14 protein-coding genes are annotated in these 16,978 nt (G+C 67.6%); 7 read left to right on the top strand and 7 right to left on the bottom strand.

Annotation, left to right across the window (positions count from 1 at the left end; translation table 11 throughout):
- Positions 1-29: 29 nt before the first annotated feature.
- The 3 genes from H0I76_RS03795 to H0I76_RS03785 are packed head-to-tail and all read right to left on the bottom strand — an operon-like array spanning position 30 to position 4,910.
- Complete coding sequence (locus tag H0I76_RS03795; RefSeq protein ID WP_200607248.1) at positions 30-1,319, bottom strand: aspartate aminotransferase family protein; 1,290 nt, start codon at positions 1,317-1,319, stop codon at positions 30-32.
- Between the two features lie 11 nt (positions 1,320-1,330).
- On the bottom strand, positions 1,331-2,434 hold the full coding sequence (locus tag H0I76_RS03790; RefSeq protein WP_200607245.1) for a mandelate racemase/muconate lactonizing enzyme family protein: 1,104 nt from the start codon (positions 2,432-2,434) through the stop codon (positions 1,331-1,333).
- Between the two features lie 25 nt (positions 2,435-2,459).
- Entirely contained in the window at positions 2,460-4,910 is a 2,451-nt protein-coding gene (locus tag H0I76_RS03785; RefSeq protein WP_200607243.1) for an FAD-dependent oxidoreductase, read from the bottom strand.
- Positions 4,911-5,022: 112 nt separating this feature from the next.
- On the opposite strand from H0I76_RS03785, the gene H0I76_RS03780 reads away from it, so the two are divergent.
- From H0I76_RS03780 to H0I76_RS03755, 6 genes are all read left to right on the top strand, one after another.
- On the top strand, positions 5,023-5,889 hold the full coding sequence (locus tag H0I76_RS03780; protein ID WP_234455066.1) for a MurR/RpiR family transcriptional regulator: 867 nt from the start codon (positions 5,023-5,025) through the stop codon (positions 5,887-5,889).
- Positions 5,886-6,986 (top strand): aromatic ring-hydroxylating oxygenase subunit alpha, encoded by a 1,101-nt coding sequence (locus tag H0I76_RS03775; RefSeq protein WP_200607238.1) that lies wholly within the window; start codon positions 5,886-5,888, stop codon positions 6,984-6,986. Before H0I76_RS03780 ends, H0I76_RS03775 begins: the two co-directional genes overlap by 4 nt.
- A 313-nt stretch (positions 6,987-7,299) precedes the next feature.
- On the top strand, positions 7,300-7,923 hold the full coding sequence (locus H0I76_RS03770) for a FecR domain-containing protein (protein WP_200607235.1): 624 nt from the start codon (positions 7,300-7,302) through the stop codon (positions 7,921-7,923).
- Between the two features lie 6 nt (positions 7,924-7,929).
- On the top strand, positions 7,930-9,849 hold the full coding sequence (locus tag H0I76_RS03765; RefSeq protein ID WP_200607232.1) for a CHASE2 domain-containing protein: 1,920 nt from the start codon (positions 7,930-7,932) through the stop codon (positions 9,847-9,849).
- Positions 9,850-10,172: 323 nt separating this feature from the next.
- Entirely contained in the window at positions 10,173-11,573 is a 1,401-nt protein-coding gene (locus H0I76_RS03760; protein WP_200607230.1) for a selenium-binding protein SBP56-related protein, read from the top strand.
- Positions 11,574-11,576: 3 nt separating this feature from the next.
- The gene (locus tag H0I76_RS03755; RefSeq protein ID WP_200607228.1) at positions 11,577-12,239 is read left to right on the top strand and encodes a hypothetical protein; all 663 of its coding nucleotides are present in this window, start codon (positions 11,577-11,579) and stop codon (positions 12,237-12,239) included.
- A 72-nt stretch (positions 12,240-12,311) separates the two neighbouring features.
- On the opposite strand, the gene H0I76_RS03750 is transcribed toward H0I76_RS03755, so the two are convergent.
- The gene (locus H0I76_RS03750) at positions 12,312-13,052 is read right to left on the bottom strand and encodes a SpoIIAA family protein (protein ID WP_200607226.1); all 741 of its coding nucleotides are present in this window, start codon (positions 13,050-13,052) and stop codon (positions 12,312-12,314) included.
- 373 nt (positions 13,053-13,425) lie between these two features.
- Between H0I76_RS03750 and H0I76_RS03745 the strand changes: the two genes are divergently transcribed.
- Entirely contained in the window at positions 13,426-14,346 is a 921-nt protein-coding gene (locus H0I76_RS03745; protein ID WP_200607223.1) for a DUF2189 domain-containing protein, read from the top strand.
- A 39-nt stretch (positions 14,347-14,385) separates the two neighbouring features.
- Here H0I76_RS03745 and H0I76_RS03740 read toward each other — a convergent pair whose 3' ends face one another.
- From H0I76_RS03740 to H0I76_RS03730, 3 genes are read right to left on the bottom strand one after another with little or no spacing between them, the layout of a single operon-like run.
- Positions 14,386-15,180, bottom strand: a complete 795-nt coding sequence (locus tag H0I76_RS03740; RefSeq protein WP_200607221.1) for an N-acyl homoserine lactonase family protein — start codon at positions 15,178-15,180, stop codon at positions 14,386-14,388.
- Positions 15,177-15,470: a putative quinol monooxygenase gene (locus H0I76_RS03735; RefSeq protein WP_200607219.1), complete on the bottom strand. Its 294-nt coding sequence runs from the start codon at positions 15,468-15,470 to the stop codon at positions 15,177-15,179. The genes H0I76_RS03740 and H0I76_RS03735 overlap by 4 nt, the downstream gene beginning before the upstream one ends.
- Positions 15,467-16,978, bottom strand: coding sequence for a tripartite tricarboxylate transporter permease (locus H0I76_RS03730; RefSeq protein ID WP_200607216.1), 1,512 nt, complete (start codon positions 16,976-16,978; stop codon positions 15,467-15,469). The genes H0I76_RS03735 and H0I76_RS03730 overlap by 4 nt, the downstream gene beginning before the upstream one ends.

Below are 16,978 nucleotides of genomic sequence, written 5' to 3'. Positions count from 1 at the left end.
CGCCAGCCACCACCCGCGTGCCGGCAGGCTCAGTTGCCGGCGCTCTCGCCCAGCGCGCGCGCGGCTGCGGCGATCGCCTCCTCGGTCAGGGCGAAGTCCTCTTCGGTCAGGGCAAGGCTGGGATAGACCTTGCCAGGTGACTTGAAGACGCCATTCTCGCGCAGCACCGCGTTGAGGCGGGCATTCATCCCGGCATCGGCTGCCAGCACGTCTCGATAGGTCCGCACGTCCCGATCGGTGAAGACGATGTCGAAGAGCGTCGGGTGCCCGACGATCCGGTGCGGGATGCCTGCATCCGACAGGTGGCGGGCGAACATGCCCTGCAGCCGCGCGCCATTGGCCCTGAGCTGGTCGAAGGCGCCGGGGCGGCGCAGGATCTCCATGGTCTTGAGGCCTGCCACGGCGGCAACCGGGTTGCCCGACAGCGTGCCCAGCATCATCAGCCAGCGTTCGGCGCCGACCGCGGCCTTGTCGAAATGGGCCATGACGTCGGCACGCCCCGCGACCGCGGCCAGCGGGAAGCCGCCGCCGATGATCTTGCCAAGGGTGCAAAGATCGGGAGTGACGCCATACGTCTCCTGCGCGCCGCCATAGGCGAAGCGGAAACCGGTCACCACCTCGTCGAATATCAGCACGATGCCGTAGCGGTCGCAGATCGCGCGCACGGCCTCGAGATAGCCGGGCTCGGGCGGGATGATGCGCTGAAGCGGCTCGATGATGATGCCGGCGATCTCGTCCCCGTGCTCGGCGGCAAGGCTTTCGAGATAGGCCACATCGTTGAAGGGGGCGATCAGCATCTCGGCGCGGACCGCCTCGGGGATGCCGGCGCTGTCGGGAACGGCCTGCGGGAAATTGACCAGCCGCGTGGGCGCGAGGCTCATCTGCGCCTCGGCCGACATGCCGTGATAGCCGCCCTCGAACTTGAGGATCTTGTCGCGGCCGGTAAAGGCGCGGGCGAGGCGCATGGCGTACATGTCCGCCTCGCCGCCCGACGACAGGAAGCGCGCCTGCTCGGCGCAGGCGACGGCGCGCACGATCTCCTCGGCCAGCTCGACGCCAGCGGCATTGTTGGCAAAGAAGGTCATGCCCTTGGGCAGCTGCTCGGCGACCGCCTCCAGCACCTCGGGATGGCCGTGGCCCAGCAGCATCGGGCCCGAGCCGATCAGGTAGTCGACATACTCGCGGCCGTCCTCGTCCCAGACGCGGCTGCCGCGACCCTCGCGGATGAAGATCGACGGGTCGAAATTGCCGAAGCCCCCGGCAGGCAGCACGGCGCGGGCGCGCTCGGCCCAGGTTTGCATCGCGGTCTTGTCGAGCATCGGGGTATCTCCTAGTCGATCACGGCCACGGGCTGGCCCAGCATGTCGGGGTCGGGCGCGACGCCGAGGCCCGGCCCCTCGGGCGGCCGGATGCGGCCATTCTGGCGCGCAGGTCCCGTCGGGTCGAGCCTTGGCGCGACATAGCCCGAGAGGTCGCAGGTGTTCAGCACCGAACGCTCCGGCGTCGCGGCGGCCAGGTGGAGCAGGGCGGCCGTCGTCACGTCCGAGCCCCAGGTGTCCTCGACGCACATCCGCGCGCCGAGGTGGAGGCACAGGTCACGCGCGCGCCGCGTGGCCGAGAGCCCGCCGAACTTCGAGAGCTTGAGCGCCACCGCGTCCATGCAGCCCAGCTCCCACGCGCGCAGCAGCGAGGCGGTATCGTGCGCGGTCTCGTCGAGCTTCATCGGCAGGCTCGTGGCGGCGCGCACGGCGGCGCATTCCTCGAGCGTGGCGCACGGTTGTTCGAGCATCACGTCGGCATCCGCGACCGCGCGGCCGACCCGCGTGGCGTCGAGCCTCGTCGCGCCGCAGTTCCAGTCGCCATAGACCAGCGGGCCGGGCCCCACGGCCTCGCGCACAAGCCGCAGCCGCGCGACATCGGCCTGCCAGTCGCCATCGGCGCCCAGCTTGGCCTGGAACTGGGTGATCCCCTCGCGCTGCGCCTCGCGGGCGATGCGGGCCATCTCCTCGGGTGCGACGCAGGTGATCGAGTGGTAGAGCGGCATGTCCGCCGACTGCCGACCGCCCAGCAGCGCGCAGAGCGGCAGCCCCGCGACCCTGCCGGTGATGTCCCAAAGCGCGATGTCGAGGGCCGACTTCGCGTAGCGGTGCCCCAGGAGCCAGGCATCGGCGCGGGCCATCAGCGCCTCGGGCCCCACCGGATCCCCGCCGATCACGACGGGCGCAAGCTCCTCCAGCGCGGCCTGTACGCCGCCCGCATAGGCGGGCAGGTAATGCGGGATGGGGCAGACCTCGCCCCATCCCGAGATGCCGGCGTCGGTCTCGACGCGCAGAACCATCGACGAGACCGTGTCGCAGGTCTTGCCGCCTGCCATGTGGTAGGCCACGTGGCTGGTCAGCGGCACGTCCCACAGCGTCAGGCGGGTGATTTTCACGACACGGCTCCTCGTCCAGCCGGTTTCACTGCGCCGCGACACGCGCCGCGTCGGCACGCGGCAGCAGGCTCTCGGCGTCGTAGGCAGGCTGCGACAGCACGGTCGCGGCGCGCGGCTCTCCCATGATCACCACGTCGAGGCGCGTCCCCGGCGTGGCGTGCGCGGGCTTCACATAGGCGAAGGACAGCAGCTTGCCCACAGCGTGCCCGTAGGCGATCGAGCTGACGGTGCCAACCTGGCGGCCGTCCGCCAGGACGGCCTCGCCGCCATTGCCGTCCGAGCGGCCATCTGCCTCGACCGCGAGATAGACACAGACCCAGCGCAGCGGCTTTGCCGCGGCCTGCTCGGTCGCCGCCTTGCCGCGGAACTCCTTGTCGAGCTTGACGAAACGCATCACATCGGCCTCGGGCAGGGTGACCTCGTTGGTCAATTCGCCCGCGCCCTTGAACGCCTTCTCCATGCGCATCGCGTTCATCGCGAAGGATCCGTAATTGACCAGCCCATGCGCCTTGCCAGCGGCCTTCATCGCCCGGAAGGCGGCCAGGATTGCGTCGCGCGGCCCGTGGAACTCCCATCCCAATTCGCCCGCATAGGACATGCGGAACGCCCAGAGATGGTGACCACCGACCTCGATTTCCTGCGCCGTCAGCCACTTGAACGCGGCATTGTCCAGCGCGGCAGGCGTGCAGTCGGCGAGGATCTCGCGCGAGAGCGGCCCGTTGAGCGCCAGCGCGCCCCAGTCGGTCGAGCGGTTGGTGATCTCGATGGACTCGTTCACGCGGGCATAGGTGAGGTAGTCGACCAGCCGCTGCTCGAAGAAGGCGGCGCAGACCAGGTAGAAGCGGTCCTTGGCCAGGCGCACGATGGTGGTCTCGAGCTCGATCCGGCCGTTCTCACCCAGAAGATGGGTCAGCGCGATCCGTCCCGGCGCCGAGGGCAGCCGGTTCGGCACCAGCCGGTCGAGGAAGGCGGCGGCGTCTGGCCCCGAGACCTCGACCTTGGCGAAGGCCGAGATGTCCATGATCCCCGCGCGCTCGCGCACCGCGCGAACCTCGGTCCCGACGATGTCGTGGAGCGCGGTGCGGCGGAAGCCGTAGATGTCCTTCGCCTCGACACCCTCGGGCGCGAACCAGCGCGGGCGCTCGTGGCCAAAGACCTCCTCGAAGACCGCGCCTTCGGCCTTCAGGTCGTCATAGAGCGCCGAGGGCTTTACCGGCCGCCCGTCCGGGCGGTTGAAATGCGGGAAGGGGATCTCGTGGCGCAGGAGGTAGTCCTCCTTCGCCTTGGTCACCTGGTAGGTCTGGTCGGCATAGGGCCCGAAGCGGCGCGGGTCGAACTCGCGCATGTTGATGTCGGCGGCGCCATGCACCATCCAGCGGGCCAGTTCGCGCGTCAGGCCCGGCCCCCAGCCGATGCCGATCTGCGTGCCGCAGCAGCACCAGTAGTTGCGCAGGCCCGGCGCCGGGCCGATCAGCGGGTTGCCGTCCGGCGGATGGCTGATCGCGCCATGCACCTCGCGCTTGATGCCCAGCTCGGCCAGGATCGGCATCCGGTCCATGGCGTTCTCGAGCCAGGGCATGATGCGGTCGTAGTCGGGGTCAAACAGCTCGTTCTCGGCCTCCCACGGGCAGTGGTCTTCCCAGACGGTGTTGGGATTGGCCTTCTCGTAGATGCCGATCAGCCCCGACTTCTGCTCCATGCGGATATAGCCCGAGACCAGCCGGTCATCGCGAACCACGGGCAACTCGGCATCGAGCGCGAGGAACTCCGGCACGGTGTCGGTGATCAGGTAGTGATGGGTCATCGAGGTGGCGGGCAGGTCATAGCCCGACCAGAGCGCGACCTGCCGCGCATAGGTGCCGCCGGCGTTGACGACATGCTCGCAGGAGATCGGCCCCTGCTCGGTCTCGACCAGCCACTCGCCGTTCGGCTGCTGGGTGACGTTGGTCGCGCGACAGCGGCGGATGATCTCGACGCCCAGCTGGCGCGCGCCCTTGGCAAGCGCGAATGCCGCGCCCGCAGGATCGACATGGCCGTCGTCGGGCGTGTGCAGCGCCGCCTTGACGCCGTCGAGGTTGTAGAAGGGGTGCAGTTCGCGGATCCGGTCCGGCCCGACGATCTCCATCGGGAATCCCAGGCCCTTGCCGACCGAGATGGTCTGGTAGAGCCAGTCGAGCTCGTCATCCGTGTAGGCCAGCCGCAGCGAGCCGCAGCCATGCCAGGTTACCGACTGCCCGGTCTCGGCCTCGAGCACCTTCGAGTAGAGGTCGATGTTGTAGCCCACGCATTTGCCGAGCGCATGGCTCGAGGTCGAATGCGTGATCTGGCCGGCTGCGTGCCAGGTCGAGCCGCTGGTCAACTCGGCCTTTTCCAGCAGGACGACATCGGTCCAGCCCTCATGCGCCAGGTGGTAGGCGAGGCCGCAGCCCATCACGCCGCCTCCGATGATCACGACCCGAGCATGTGAGGGAGCCATCGGCGAGTCCTTTCGAACGAATGTTTGATGTAGACTTCTCTAGGAGACATTCGTATCTTCGTCAATCATGGATGGTACAAACGTGTCAAAATCTCTGACGGCCCCGGAGGTCATGGATCGCCTGCAGGAACTCCGGGGCGATCTGACGCCCGAGCTGCGGAAATCCGCGACCTTCCTGCTCGAGAACCCCAACGAGATCGGCGTGAACTCGATCCGCAAACTGGCCGAGAAGGCGGGCGTGCGGCCAAACACGCTGGTACGTTTGTCCCACGTCCTTGGCATGGAGAGCTACGCCGCCTTCCGCGAGGTCTTCCGCAACGAGATCAGGCAGGGCCGCGAAACCTACCCCGACCGGGCGCGGTGGCTTCAATCGCTGTCGCGGCGGGGCGAGCTCGCGCAGCTCTACGCGACTTTCGCCGAGGCCTCGATCGACAACCTCGAAGGCTTCTTCGCCTCGACCGACCACGGCGCGATCGAACAGGTCGCCAAGGCCATCGTCGCGGCGCGGCGGACCTATGTGCTTGGCGTGGGCGTCAACCACGGGGTGGCCCAGAACTTCGCCTATCTGGTCGGGATGGCGATCGACAGCGTCCGCATCCTGCCGAACGGCGGGACGCTGCCGGTCGACGGCCTGTCGCGCGCCGATGGCGACGACCTTCTGGTCGCCGTGACCTTCCGGCCCTATCGCAGCGAGGTGGTCGACGCGGTCGAGGCGGCGCGAATGCGGGGCATTCCCTTCATCGCAATCTCCGACAGCCTGGCGAGCCCGATCATGCCGGGCGCGAAGCACCAGTTCGTCATCCCCACCGACACGCCGCAGTTCTTCATCTCGACGGTGGCATTGACCGCGTTCTTCGAGGTCCTCACCGCCTTCGTCATCGCCGCGGCGGGCGAGGATGTCGTCTCCAGCATCGAAGCCTTCCACAGCCGGCGCCACGCGCTCGGCATCTATGTCGAGGAAGAGGACACCGACAGATGACGGTTCAGGACACGCCCCAGCTCGTCCACTCGCTCGAGGCCCGCTACTACACCGACCCCGTCATCTTCGAGCGCGAGCGGCGCGGCCTGCTGGCGCGGACCTGGCAATATGCCGGGCACGAGAGCCAGGTGAGGAACACCGGCGACTATTTCAGCTTCGAGATCGCGGGCGAGAGCCTGTTCTGCATCCGCGGCCGCGACGGGGAGCTGCGCAGCTTCTACAACGTCTGCCAGCATCGCGCCCATCAGCTGGTCGAGGGGTCGGGCTCGACCCGTGTCGTCGTCTGCCCCTATCACGCATGGACCTACGAGCTGTCGGGCCAGCTCAGGGCCGGCCCGAACATCAAGGCCGTGCCGGGCTTCGACCGGGGCAAGGTCTGCCTCACGGGCGTGCGGACCGAGGTGTTCCACGGCTTCATCTTCGTCAATCTCGACGACAACGCCGCGCCGATGGACGAGTGGTATCCGGGCGTGCGCAAGGAACTGGCCGAATACGTCCCCGACATCGCCAGGCTCGAACCGCTCGAATGGGTCGAGATCCCCGAGCATTGCAACTGGAAGGTCTCGGTCGAGAACTATTCCGAGTGCTATCACTGCTCGCTCAACCACCCGACCTTCGCCACCGGCGTGATCAAGCCCGAGACCTACGACATCCAGCCGACCGCCAGGGGCTATTGCCTTCGCCACACGACCGAATGCCAGAACGTCGAGGCGATGACCTACGAGATCGACCTGGCCAAGCCCCATGCGGGCGAGTATCGGTCCTTCTTCCTCTGGCCGATGTTCTCGTTCCAAGTCTATCCCGGCAACGTGCTCAACACCTATCACTGGCGGGCGCATGACGCGGATCACTGCACTGTCTGGCGCGGCTGGTACACCGAGGGCGGCTGGGACAGCGAGGTGATCCGCCGCCTTGCCATCCAGGACCGCGCAACCACGGTCGAGGAGGACATCCGCCTCGTCGAGAGTGTCCATCGCGGACTCAAGAGCCGCGGCTACAAGCCGGGGCCCCTTGTGCTCGATCCCGCCTGCGGGCTGAACTCCGAGCACTCGATCCGGACGCTCCAGCAATGGATGCGTGAGGGCGTCGACGCCTGACGCGCGCGGGCGCGCCCCAAGCGCGGGGCGGGAGATGGGGGCGCGCCAAGGATCGCAGTGTTCACGATGGGCGCGAAGCTGGGATTCGGAGCGGCGTCGTCGGGCACGATGAAGTCGTGGAACGAACATCAATGAATGCCGGCCGGGAAGGGGCGGTCGTCCTTGCGTCTGGCGACATTGCTACCCCATGCCCGCGCCGCCCGTTTCCACGTCCTCCGACGATGCCCGGCAAGCCGAATTAACCTCGCGGTCAGGACCTGATAGTCTGGCAGGCGGCGGCGCCGGTCGGCCGCGCACGAGCGGGAAGGATGCCATGATCCGTATGGGCCTGATGGTGATCGGCCTCGGCGTCCTGCTGGCGCTGGGCTGGCAGGGTACGGCGCATGCCCAGGCCCGCACGGCCTGCACGGTTGTCGATGTCAGCGGCCCCTCGGCGCGGATGTGGGCCGACGGCACGTGGACGCAGCTGCGTCCGGGGGCGGCAGCGGTGCGCGATGCCAAGATCGTCACCGACGCACAGACGCGTGCGCGCATCGTCTGCGAGGACGGGCTCGCGGTGACGGTCGGCACCTCGACCGAGGTGAACCTCGAATCCCTGACCGACATCGGCGGCGGGCGCGTGATGCAGATCATCGAGGGCGTTCTGGGGATCTTCGGCGCCGCCGACACCGCGGCTGGCATGAAGGTGCGCACGCCGCTCCTGATCGCCTCGGTGCGCTCGACGCGATGGACGGCCGAACACTCGCCCTCGGATGGCAGCGCCGTCTTCGTGCGTAGCGGCGGGGTCCGAGTGGTCGGCCGCGACCGCGTGGCGGTGGTGCTGGCCGATGGGCAGGGCGTGACCGTAACCGGGCAGGGCGAAACCGGCGAGGTCAAGACCTGGGGCGAGGCCCGGATCCGCAAGACCATGGACGCACTCGGCTTCGACTGGAACTGACGCGGCATGGCCCGGCTTCCACGCCGCATGGTCTGGCCCGGCGTGGTGCTGTCGATCGTCGTGGCGGCGGCCCTCACTTTGTGGCGCACGGGCGTCGGCGATCCGCTGAGCGACGCCGCCGAGGCACGGCTGCTCGATCTGAGATTCGCGATCCGCGGGGCGGCCGCGGTGCCAGAGGACATCGTGATCGTCGCGATCGACGACGCGACCGTGGACGCGCTGGGCTGGATGCCACCGCCGCGCCTCGCGATCGCCGAGGCGATCGAGACACTGCGCGAAGCCGGCCCGGCGGTGATCGCGGTCGATCTCCTCTTTCTCGAACAATCCGCCGCGGGCCCGCGGCTGGCCGCAGCCATCGCCGCCGGCGGGGACGTCGTCGTCGCGGTCGCTTCTGCCGGGCGCGGCCTTCACGTGGTGGCCGAGGATGGGCTCTCCGCCGAGCAGATCGCGGCCTTCGAGCGCAGCACCTTCGACGTGGTGGTCGGCGCAGTCCCCACCGGCATGCCCGAAACCGGCCTCCTGATCCCGGATCCGGCGCTGCTGGGTGGTGCGACCCTCGGGCATGTGAACATTGCGCGCTCGGGCGACCGGGTGGCACGGATGGTGCCGCTCGCCCTCTGGATCGGCGGTGATCAGTTCCTTCCCGCGCTGTCGCTCGAAGCGGTCCGGCGCCTGCAGGGGCTCAGCACCACCGATGTCGTGCTCTGGCCCGGGCGCGCGGTGCGCCTCGGCGCGCACGAGATCGGCACCGATCCCAGCGGCGGTGTCGTGCTCAACCACTACGGCCCAAGTGCGACGATCCCCACGCTCAGCCTGCTCGACATCATCGAGGGCAGGGTTGCGGCCGGGGCATTGCGCGGCAAGGCCGTGTTCATCGGCGCCACGGCCGAGAGCCTGTCGGACCAGTTCGCCACGCCCTTCGGGCCCGATGTGCCAGGCGTCGAGATCCTGGCCACGCTCGCGGGCAACCTGGTGGACCGTGGCCCCCTGCGCCGCGACGCTTCGTCGGCACTGGCGACGCTGGTGCTTGGTACGCTCGGGGCGGGCGGCGTCGCTGCCGCCGCGCTCGGCATGCGGCGGCGCGGCCTGCTCGTGGCGGTGCCCCTGGTCTGGGCGGCGGCGCTCGCGGCGCTCCAGGCGGCGTTTGCCGGGCCGGGGCTCTGGCTCGATGCGACGGCCGTGATCGTGGCGCTCGGCTTCGCCACGCTCTGGGGCCTTGGCAGGCGCTTGCGCTGGCAGCGCGCGATGTCTGCCGGGCTCGGTGCGCAGCGCGACAACCTCTCGCGGTTCTTCTCGCCGCGGCTGGCGGGCAGGTTGGCCGAGGGCGGTGCCGCGGCCTTTGCCGAGCGTTCGGCCGATGCGGCCGTGCTGTTCGTCGACGTCGCGGGCTTCACCACGCTCTCCGAGATCCGCACTCCCGCCGAGACCACCGCGTTCCTGCGTGACCTGCACCGCCTGTTCCAGGCGTCGGCCGACCGCCGCGATGGCGTCGTCATCTCCTACGAGGGCGATGGCGCGCTGCTCGCCTTCGGTATCGATGCCGACGATGCCGGTGCCGGTGCGGCCACGAACGCGCTGCGCTGCGGCCTCGACCTGCTCGACGGCGCCAACGCACTCGGCCCAGTGGCGGGGGCAGGCGGCGGCGAGGCGCTGCGCCTGCGGGTGTCGATCCATCACGGCCCGGTCTCGGTCGCCGTCGTGGGCGGCGAGACGCATGCGCAGCTCACGGTGACTGGCGATACCGTGAACGTGGCGAGCCGGCTTCAGGACATCGCCAAGTCCTCGGGGCGTCGTCTGGTCGTTAGTGCCGCCTGCCGCAACGCGGCGCTTGCCGATGCGCCCGAGCTTGCCGCCCGGACATCGCGGGTTGGTCGGTTCCCGATCCGGGGCCGGCGCCAGGATCTCGAGGTCTGGGGGATCGAGTGAGGTCCGGCCGATCATGGCGGTATAGCCCGTGTGAGGGAATCTCCATATAATTTAATTAAATCAAATACTAGACGACGTTTTCACGCGTGAAAGCCCGCGTAACTCCTGCGCAAGCCCGCTCGTGCGCAGCGTCTCGCACCCCTTCCGGCCGCATCGTGCGCTTGACGGTCGGCGCGGTCGACCACAGGCTGATCGTGTATTATGCTCGGCGCCGGGCCGTTTGGGACCGGGCCTCACTTGCCCGCGTCGGATTTTCTTGTCGAACTTTGATCGCGACAGCCGGGCGCGAAGACCACGGCGTCGCCACCTTCCGGGAGAACGCCATGAACCTGAGACCTGATCCGACCTTCTACCCATCGCCGAAGCTTGCCATGGCAGGCCCTGCCGAGACGCTTGCCTACACGCTCATGCTGAGCCCGGACGCCTCGCAGCCCGATGGCCTCGCGGTCGTCAACGTCAATCCGCAGTCGGCGGAATACGGCCAGATCGTCCACAAGCTGATCATGCCGAACAAGGGTGACGAGTTTCACCACTTCGGCTGGAACGCCTGCTCGTCGGCCCTGTCGCCCCTGAGCGGGCACGCCTTCCTCGAGCGGCGCTACCTGATCATTCCGGGCATCCGCTCCTCGCGCATCTACGTCGTCGACGTGAAGGGCGGGCCGACGGCCGCCAAGATCCACCGGATCATCGAGCCCGAGGAGGTCTTCGCCAAGACCGGCTACTCGCGGCCGCACACGATCCACTGCGGGCCCGAGGGCATCTATGTCTCGACCCTCGGTGGCGGCGGCAAGGACGGCACCGACGGCCCGCCGGGCATCTTCATCATGGATTGCGAGACCTTCGACGTGATCGGCCGTTACGAGATCGACCGTGGTCCGCAGGACAAGCAGTACGACTTCTGGTGGAACCTGCCGCGCGACTACATGGTCAGCTCGGAATGGGGCCTGCCGCCGCAGTTCGAGGGCGGCGTGGTGCCCGAGGACCTGCTGTCGAACAAGTACGGCCACAGGCTTCACTTCTGGGACCTGCGCGCGCGCAAGAACGTCCAGACCATCGATCTTGGCGAGAACCACCAGATGGCGCTCGAGGTTCGCCCCGCCCATGATCCGGTGAAGGAATACGGGTTCTGCGGCGTCGTGGTGGACACCACCAACCTCGAGGGATCGATCTGGACCTGGTGGCGCGAGGGCGGCAAGTTCCATGCGAAGAAGACCGCCACGATCCCGCCCGAGCCCGCCAAGGCCGACGACCTCCCGCCGCTGCTCAAGGGCTTCGAGGCGGTGCCGCCGCTGGTCACCGACATCGACCTCTCGCTCGACGACCGGTTCCTCTATGTCTCGTGCTGGGGGACGGGCGAGATGCGCCAGTACGACGTCTCGGACCCGATGAACCCCAAGCTCGCGGGTTCGGTCCATGTCGGCGGGATCGTGCGGCAGGCCAAGCATCCCAGCGGTAACGCCTTCGGCTATGGCCCGCAGATGGTCGAGATCAGCCGCGACGGCAAGCGTGTCTACTGGACGAACTCGCTCTATTCGACCTGGGACGACCAGTTCTACCCGGGCGACCGGGGCGCGGCGATGGTCAAGGCCGATGTCGGCAAGGATGGGGGGCTCACGCTCGACAAGAAGTTCTGGGTCGAGTTTCCCAAGGGCTACCGCGCCCACCAGATCCGGCTCGAAGGGGGCGACTGCTCGACCGACAGCTTCTGCTATCCGTCCGCCTGAGCCTTGGAGGGTCTGACCGGCGCCGCGGCGGGTCTCTGGCTCGCCGTGGTGGCAAGCGGGGTCTATCACGGCGTCAATCCCGGAATGGGCTGGCCACTCGCGGTGTCGGCAGCCCTGATGGAGCGGCGGCGCGCGGCATTGTGGCGCGCGCTCGCGGCACTCGCCGCCGGGCATCTGGCGGCGATGCTGGCGATCCTTCTGCCCTTCGCTGCGCTGACGCTGCTGATCGCGTGGCAGGCCGAGATCCGCATCGTGGCGGCGGTGCTGGTCATCGCCCTCGGCGCGTGGATCTTCGTGACGAAACGGCACGCCCGATTTCTCGCGCGCGTGCCGCCCTCGCGCCTTGCCTTGTGGTCGTTCCTGGTCGCGATTGCCCATGGTGCGGCGCTGATGCTGGTTCCGATCTACCTGGGCCTGTGCCACGCCGGCGAGATCGATGCTGGCCACGAGGCGGCAGGCGAATTGATGGGGACGTCTGTCGGCATCGCCTTCGCGGTGGCTCTCGTCCATTCGGCGGCGATGATCGCCTCGGGCGGAGCGCTCGCCTGGGCGGTCTACCGCTGGCTCGGCCTGAAGGTCCTGACCCGCGGGTGGTTTGATCTCGATCGCGTCTGGGGCGCGAGCCTGGTCATCGTGGGTGTGGTCGCGCTGGCCACCGCCTGGTGAGCAGGGCGTCATGGGGCAGGGCGCCGACAGGTCCGGCGCCGCTGCCGTGTAGGTAATGCCGCGCAGAAGGCGTTACGCGCGCAGCCACTCCCACGCTTGGTCGAGCTCTGCCGGCTCGAAGACCTTGAGGGGGTAGGGAAGAAGGCCGCGCGGGAAATGCTCGGCGCACCAGCGCACTAGCCCGGGCCCGGCCACGACGGCAAGTTTTCCGACCCGATCGCGCCATGGCGAGAAGGCCATCGCGATGTCGTCGAGGCACGCCTTCGGCGTCCATCCCCTGAAATCGTCATCGATGATGGCGAGCAACCGCAGCTTGCCGTCCTGCGGCAGGCGCCGCGTCAGCTCGGCCTGCATCGCGTCGTAATCGTCTTCCCGGAGCCTGCCGGTCACCCGGATGCCGACGACGTCACCCCGGCTTTCCGGCAGGATCGCGACATTCGGCGGTTCGGGTTCGCTCTCGAGCAGCCAAGCCTTTGCCGCGTCCTGGTCTGAAGCCGCAAAGGTCCGGATCGGGGTTCCGTAGAGCGGCTCCATCATCGGCGCGGCGCGCAGCCACCACTGATCGCCCGCGATCGCGATGCGCGCGACCTTGGGTTGGTGCGCATGGACAAAGCGCAGATGCGCAATCAGCGCCTTGGTGTCGTCCCAGCCCTGAAAACCGCGCGCGTCGACCAGCAGCCCCTCGAGCCGCCCACGCCGAGCGATGACGGGGTCGATGACCTTTGCAACACTCTTGAAATCGTCGTCGTCGATCTCGCCATCCGGCCTGATCGCGAGGACCTCGTCCTCGCGGAGCCATTCGGTTCGGATCATGTCGTTCTCCCTTCGTAATACCGAAGCCTTCAGGTCCGGAGAGGAGTGGTGCCGGGCAAGCCACACTGAGGCGACGCTTGTGACACGGCCCCCGTGTGCCGGTCCTTGGTCCGGAACATCAGCACTTGAACGAATTTGGTCCCATGACGTGCGCCTATCCTAGACGCCGCTCGGACGGTGTCTACCGCGAGGCTGGACGTTCCGGAGTGGCGCGTTGTGCGTTCGGTCAGGCGCAATCGGACAATGCGGCCAACGAAAATTCTGCTATAGTTTCAATCCTAGATACACCGCCCGAACTGCCAGACCGACAAGTCGCAGATCGTTTGGGCTATGCCGGGGCGGCAGAGACGGCTCGTGACCAGGGAGGTTGACCATGGTCGCAGCAATACGCAACCCGATTGAATGGCTGGCAGATCAGATCGGCGGCGGATCGCATCACATCGGTGCCGCCACGGAAAGCCTCGGCGTCGAGAAGGGCGAGGTCGGGCTCGAAGACGTCCGCATCCAGCACATCGACATTCCCGACCTACGCGACGCCCTTCGTGCCGGATTGGCCGATCTGGCTGCCTGTCGCACGGACGTGGTCTTTCTTTGCCTCGTCTACTCCATCGGGGGGCTGATCCTCACGTTCATCGCCTTCGACCAGAACCTGCTGCAGCTGTTGTTCCCAGCGATGGCGGGTTTCGTGCTGCTAGGCCCCGTGGCGGCGGTCGGGCTCTACGAACTCAGCCGCCGGCGCGAGAAGGGCGAGGCGGCGGACTGGAGACATGCCCTGGCCGTGCTCGCGTCGCCGTCCTTTGGCGCGATCGTGGCGCTGGGTCTGCTGCTTGTCGGATTCTTCGTCGTCTGGCTGATTGCCGCGCAGATCATCTATGACGCGACGCTGGGGCCCGAGCCGCCGGCCTCGCTGGGGGCGCTTCTCAGCGATGCCCTGACCACCGGGGCGGGATGGGTCATGATCGTGGTCGGGTTCGCGGTCGGCTTCGTGTTCGCAGCCATCACGCTTGCGACCAGCGTCGTCTCCTTTCCGATGATGCTCGACAAGCATGTGGGTGCGCCGACGGCCATAGTGACGTCGCTCCGCGTGACCGCAAGGAACCTGCGTCCCATCGCGGCGTGGGGGCTTATCGTGGCTGTTGGGCTGGCGGTGGGTTCGATACCCCTGTTCCTGGGCTTGGTCGTGGTCCTTCCGATCCTTGGTCACGCGACATGGCATCTCTATCGGAAAGTCGTGACGTATGAGGGCGTCGGCACGAGCAAACGGAAAGCAGCGCGAGGCGCCAAATCCGGCTAGCGCCCGCGGGAGATTTCGCCGAGGGACGTCATCGGGCGATCAGCCTGGCTCGGAGACGGGCCCCCGGTCGAGCCGGTAGGCATAGGGCGGCCCATCCTGTGGGAAGCATCGGGTGACCAACGGGTCGTGCCCCGGAACGATCAGTCGGCGCGCCGAGGCAAGTCGTTCGAGCATCGCGAAGCCGTCGAGCATCTCCTGCAGGTCGACGACGATCGGGAAGGGTTTCCGGGTGAAAAGGTTCTCGTAGAAATGCGAGGCGTCCGATGCGAGGACCAGCCAGCCCGCCTCGGTCCGGACGCGAACGGCTTGCAGCCCGCGCGAATGCCCACCAATGCGATGGACCGTGACCCCCTCCGCGACCTCGCCATCGCCATCATGGAACACGACGCGCCCACTGTAGACCCGCTTGACGGCTTCGCAGACATGCTCGGCGGTGAAGGGCATCTGCAGCGTCGGATGGCACATGCAAGGTCCCGTGGCATAGGCCATCTCGCGCGCCTGCATATGAAGCGTCGCGTTCGGAAAAAGCGCGAGGCCGCCCGCGTGATCGTAATGCAGATGGGTCACGATCACGGTTGAAATCGCCTCCGGCACAAGCCCGAGCGGGGCCAGCGCCGTGCGAGGGTCGATCAGGATCGGCCGGCCGCGCCGTTCCGCCTCGGCGCCGTCATACCCTGTATCGACCAGGATCACCTCGTCCCCGCGGCGCAAGAGCCAGATGAAGTAGTCCATCGGGTGAGCCGCATCATGTGTCGCGTCGAACATGAAACTGTCTGCGCGGATGCGGCTGTTCCGCTCGGCGTATTTCAGAGCATGAACTTGCCACGCGCTCATGGTCCGACCTCCCGGAAGAGTTCCACATGCTTCTCGGCGACGAGATTTGACGTCGCTTCATCGAAGGCCCGGAAATGTGTGCTTCGCAAGTGGACGTCGAAAGCCGCGCGGTCGTCGTAGAGTTCGTAGAGAAAAACCTCGTCGGGACGGCCGGGATCGGTGAGCACGTCGAAGCGCGTGCATCCCGGCTCGACGGCCAGCGATGTGGCTGCGTTCTCGTGCATCAGCGGCATGAAGCGCTCGGCGCCGCCGGGATGCAGGCGAAAGCGGACGACGACCGCGAGCGTCATGACAGCACGCGCCCACGCCGGGTCAGCAACCGCTGCAATGCGGGCACCTGGCTCAGGATCAATGCAACATTCAGCACAAGAAACAGCGCGGCCATGGGGCGTGTCAGGAAGATTGTCGGGTCGCCATCCGATAGCAGCATCGAGCGGCGGAAGGTCTCGTCGAAGAGGCCTCCGAGTATGACGCCGATCACGAGCGGGGCAATCGGGTACTTCATCGCGTTCATCAGCGTGGCCACCGCACCGACGCCGAGCATCAGATAGAGATCGTTGATTCCGCCGCCCACGCTGAACGAGCCGATCGTTGTCAGCACCATGACCACGGGCAGGAATGCCACCGGCGGCACCTTAAGTATTCGCACGAACAGCCGCGCCGTGAGAAGCCCGACGGCGAACATGGTGATCGAGGCGAGCACCATGATCGCCACGACGCGCATGATGATCGCGGGGTCGATGGTGGGGCCCGGGATCACGTTGTTGATCTTGAGCGCGCCGAGAAGCGCCGCGGCAGGGGGCGAGCCGGGGATCCCGAGCACGAGGAGCGGGATCAGCGCGCCACCGATGCAGGCATTGTTTGCCGTCTCACTGCACAGAAGGCCCTCGACCGATCCCTTGCCGTAATTCGCACCGTCGCGGCCGACGCTCTTGCCGACGCCATAGCTGACCCAGCCGGCCACGTCCTCGCCGACACCGGGCAGGGCGCCCACACCGGTGCCGATGACGCCCGAGCGCGTGATCGTCGGAAGGTGCCGCAGGATGGTCCGGCCGTGAGGCAGGATGCGGCCAGTCAGCGCCAGCATCTCGCCGGGTCTTGCGGTTCGCAGACCCTCGATGATCTGGGGCACCGCGAACGCGCCCATCAGGACCGGGACCACCTGGAAACCCGACAGGAGATACGACCAGTCGAAGGTGTAGCGTGGCTCGGAGAGCAGCGGGTCGAGGCCGACCATCGCCATCGCGAGGCCGATCAGCCCCGAGATCCAGCCCTTTATCGCGAGGTCTTCACTCATCAGTGTCCCCGACAGGAGGATGCCGAAGAGCGCCAGCAGCGCCTTCTCGGGGCTCGCGATGTTGCTCGAGATCGCCAGCAGCAGCCACACGAACACAAGGAGCGCCGCGGTGCCGACGAGCGTGCCGATCAGGCTGGCAGTGGTGGTCAGCCCCAGCGCCTCGCCACCGCGGCCCTGCCGCGCCAGCGGATGGCCGTCCATGGCGGTTGCCGCGCTGGCGGCCGTGCCGGGGATGTTGAGCAGGATCGAGGGGTAGGAGCCACCGTAGATCGCGCCGACATAGGCGCCGAGAAGCGCGATGAGCGCATAGTCGATCGGAACCTTGTTGCCGAAGAAGCCCGTCAGGATGGTGACAGCGAGCGTCGCTGTCAGCCCCGGAAGGGCGCCGAAGACGATGCCAAGGATCATCGCCGACAGCATGTAGAGATAGGTCACCGGGTCCAGCACCAGCCCCGTGAAGGCGCCCCAGAAACCGGCGAGCTGCGCGACGAAGTAGTCCAT

Origin of the sequence: Thermohalobaculum xanthum (assembly GCF_016623495.1) — a bacterium.
In the GTDB taxonomy this organism is placed as follows: Bacteria; Pseudomonadota; Alphaproteobacteria; order Rhodobacterales; family Rhodobacteraceae; genus Thermohalobaculum; species Thermohalobaculum xanthum.
The sequence above is the reverse complement of the archived record's forward strand: the minus strand, read 5'-3'. Positions and strand labels throughout refer to the sequence as shown.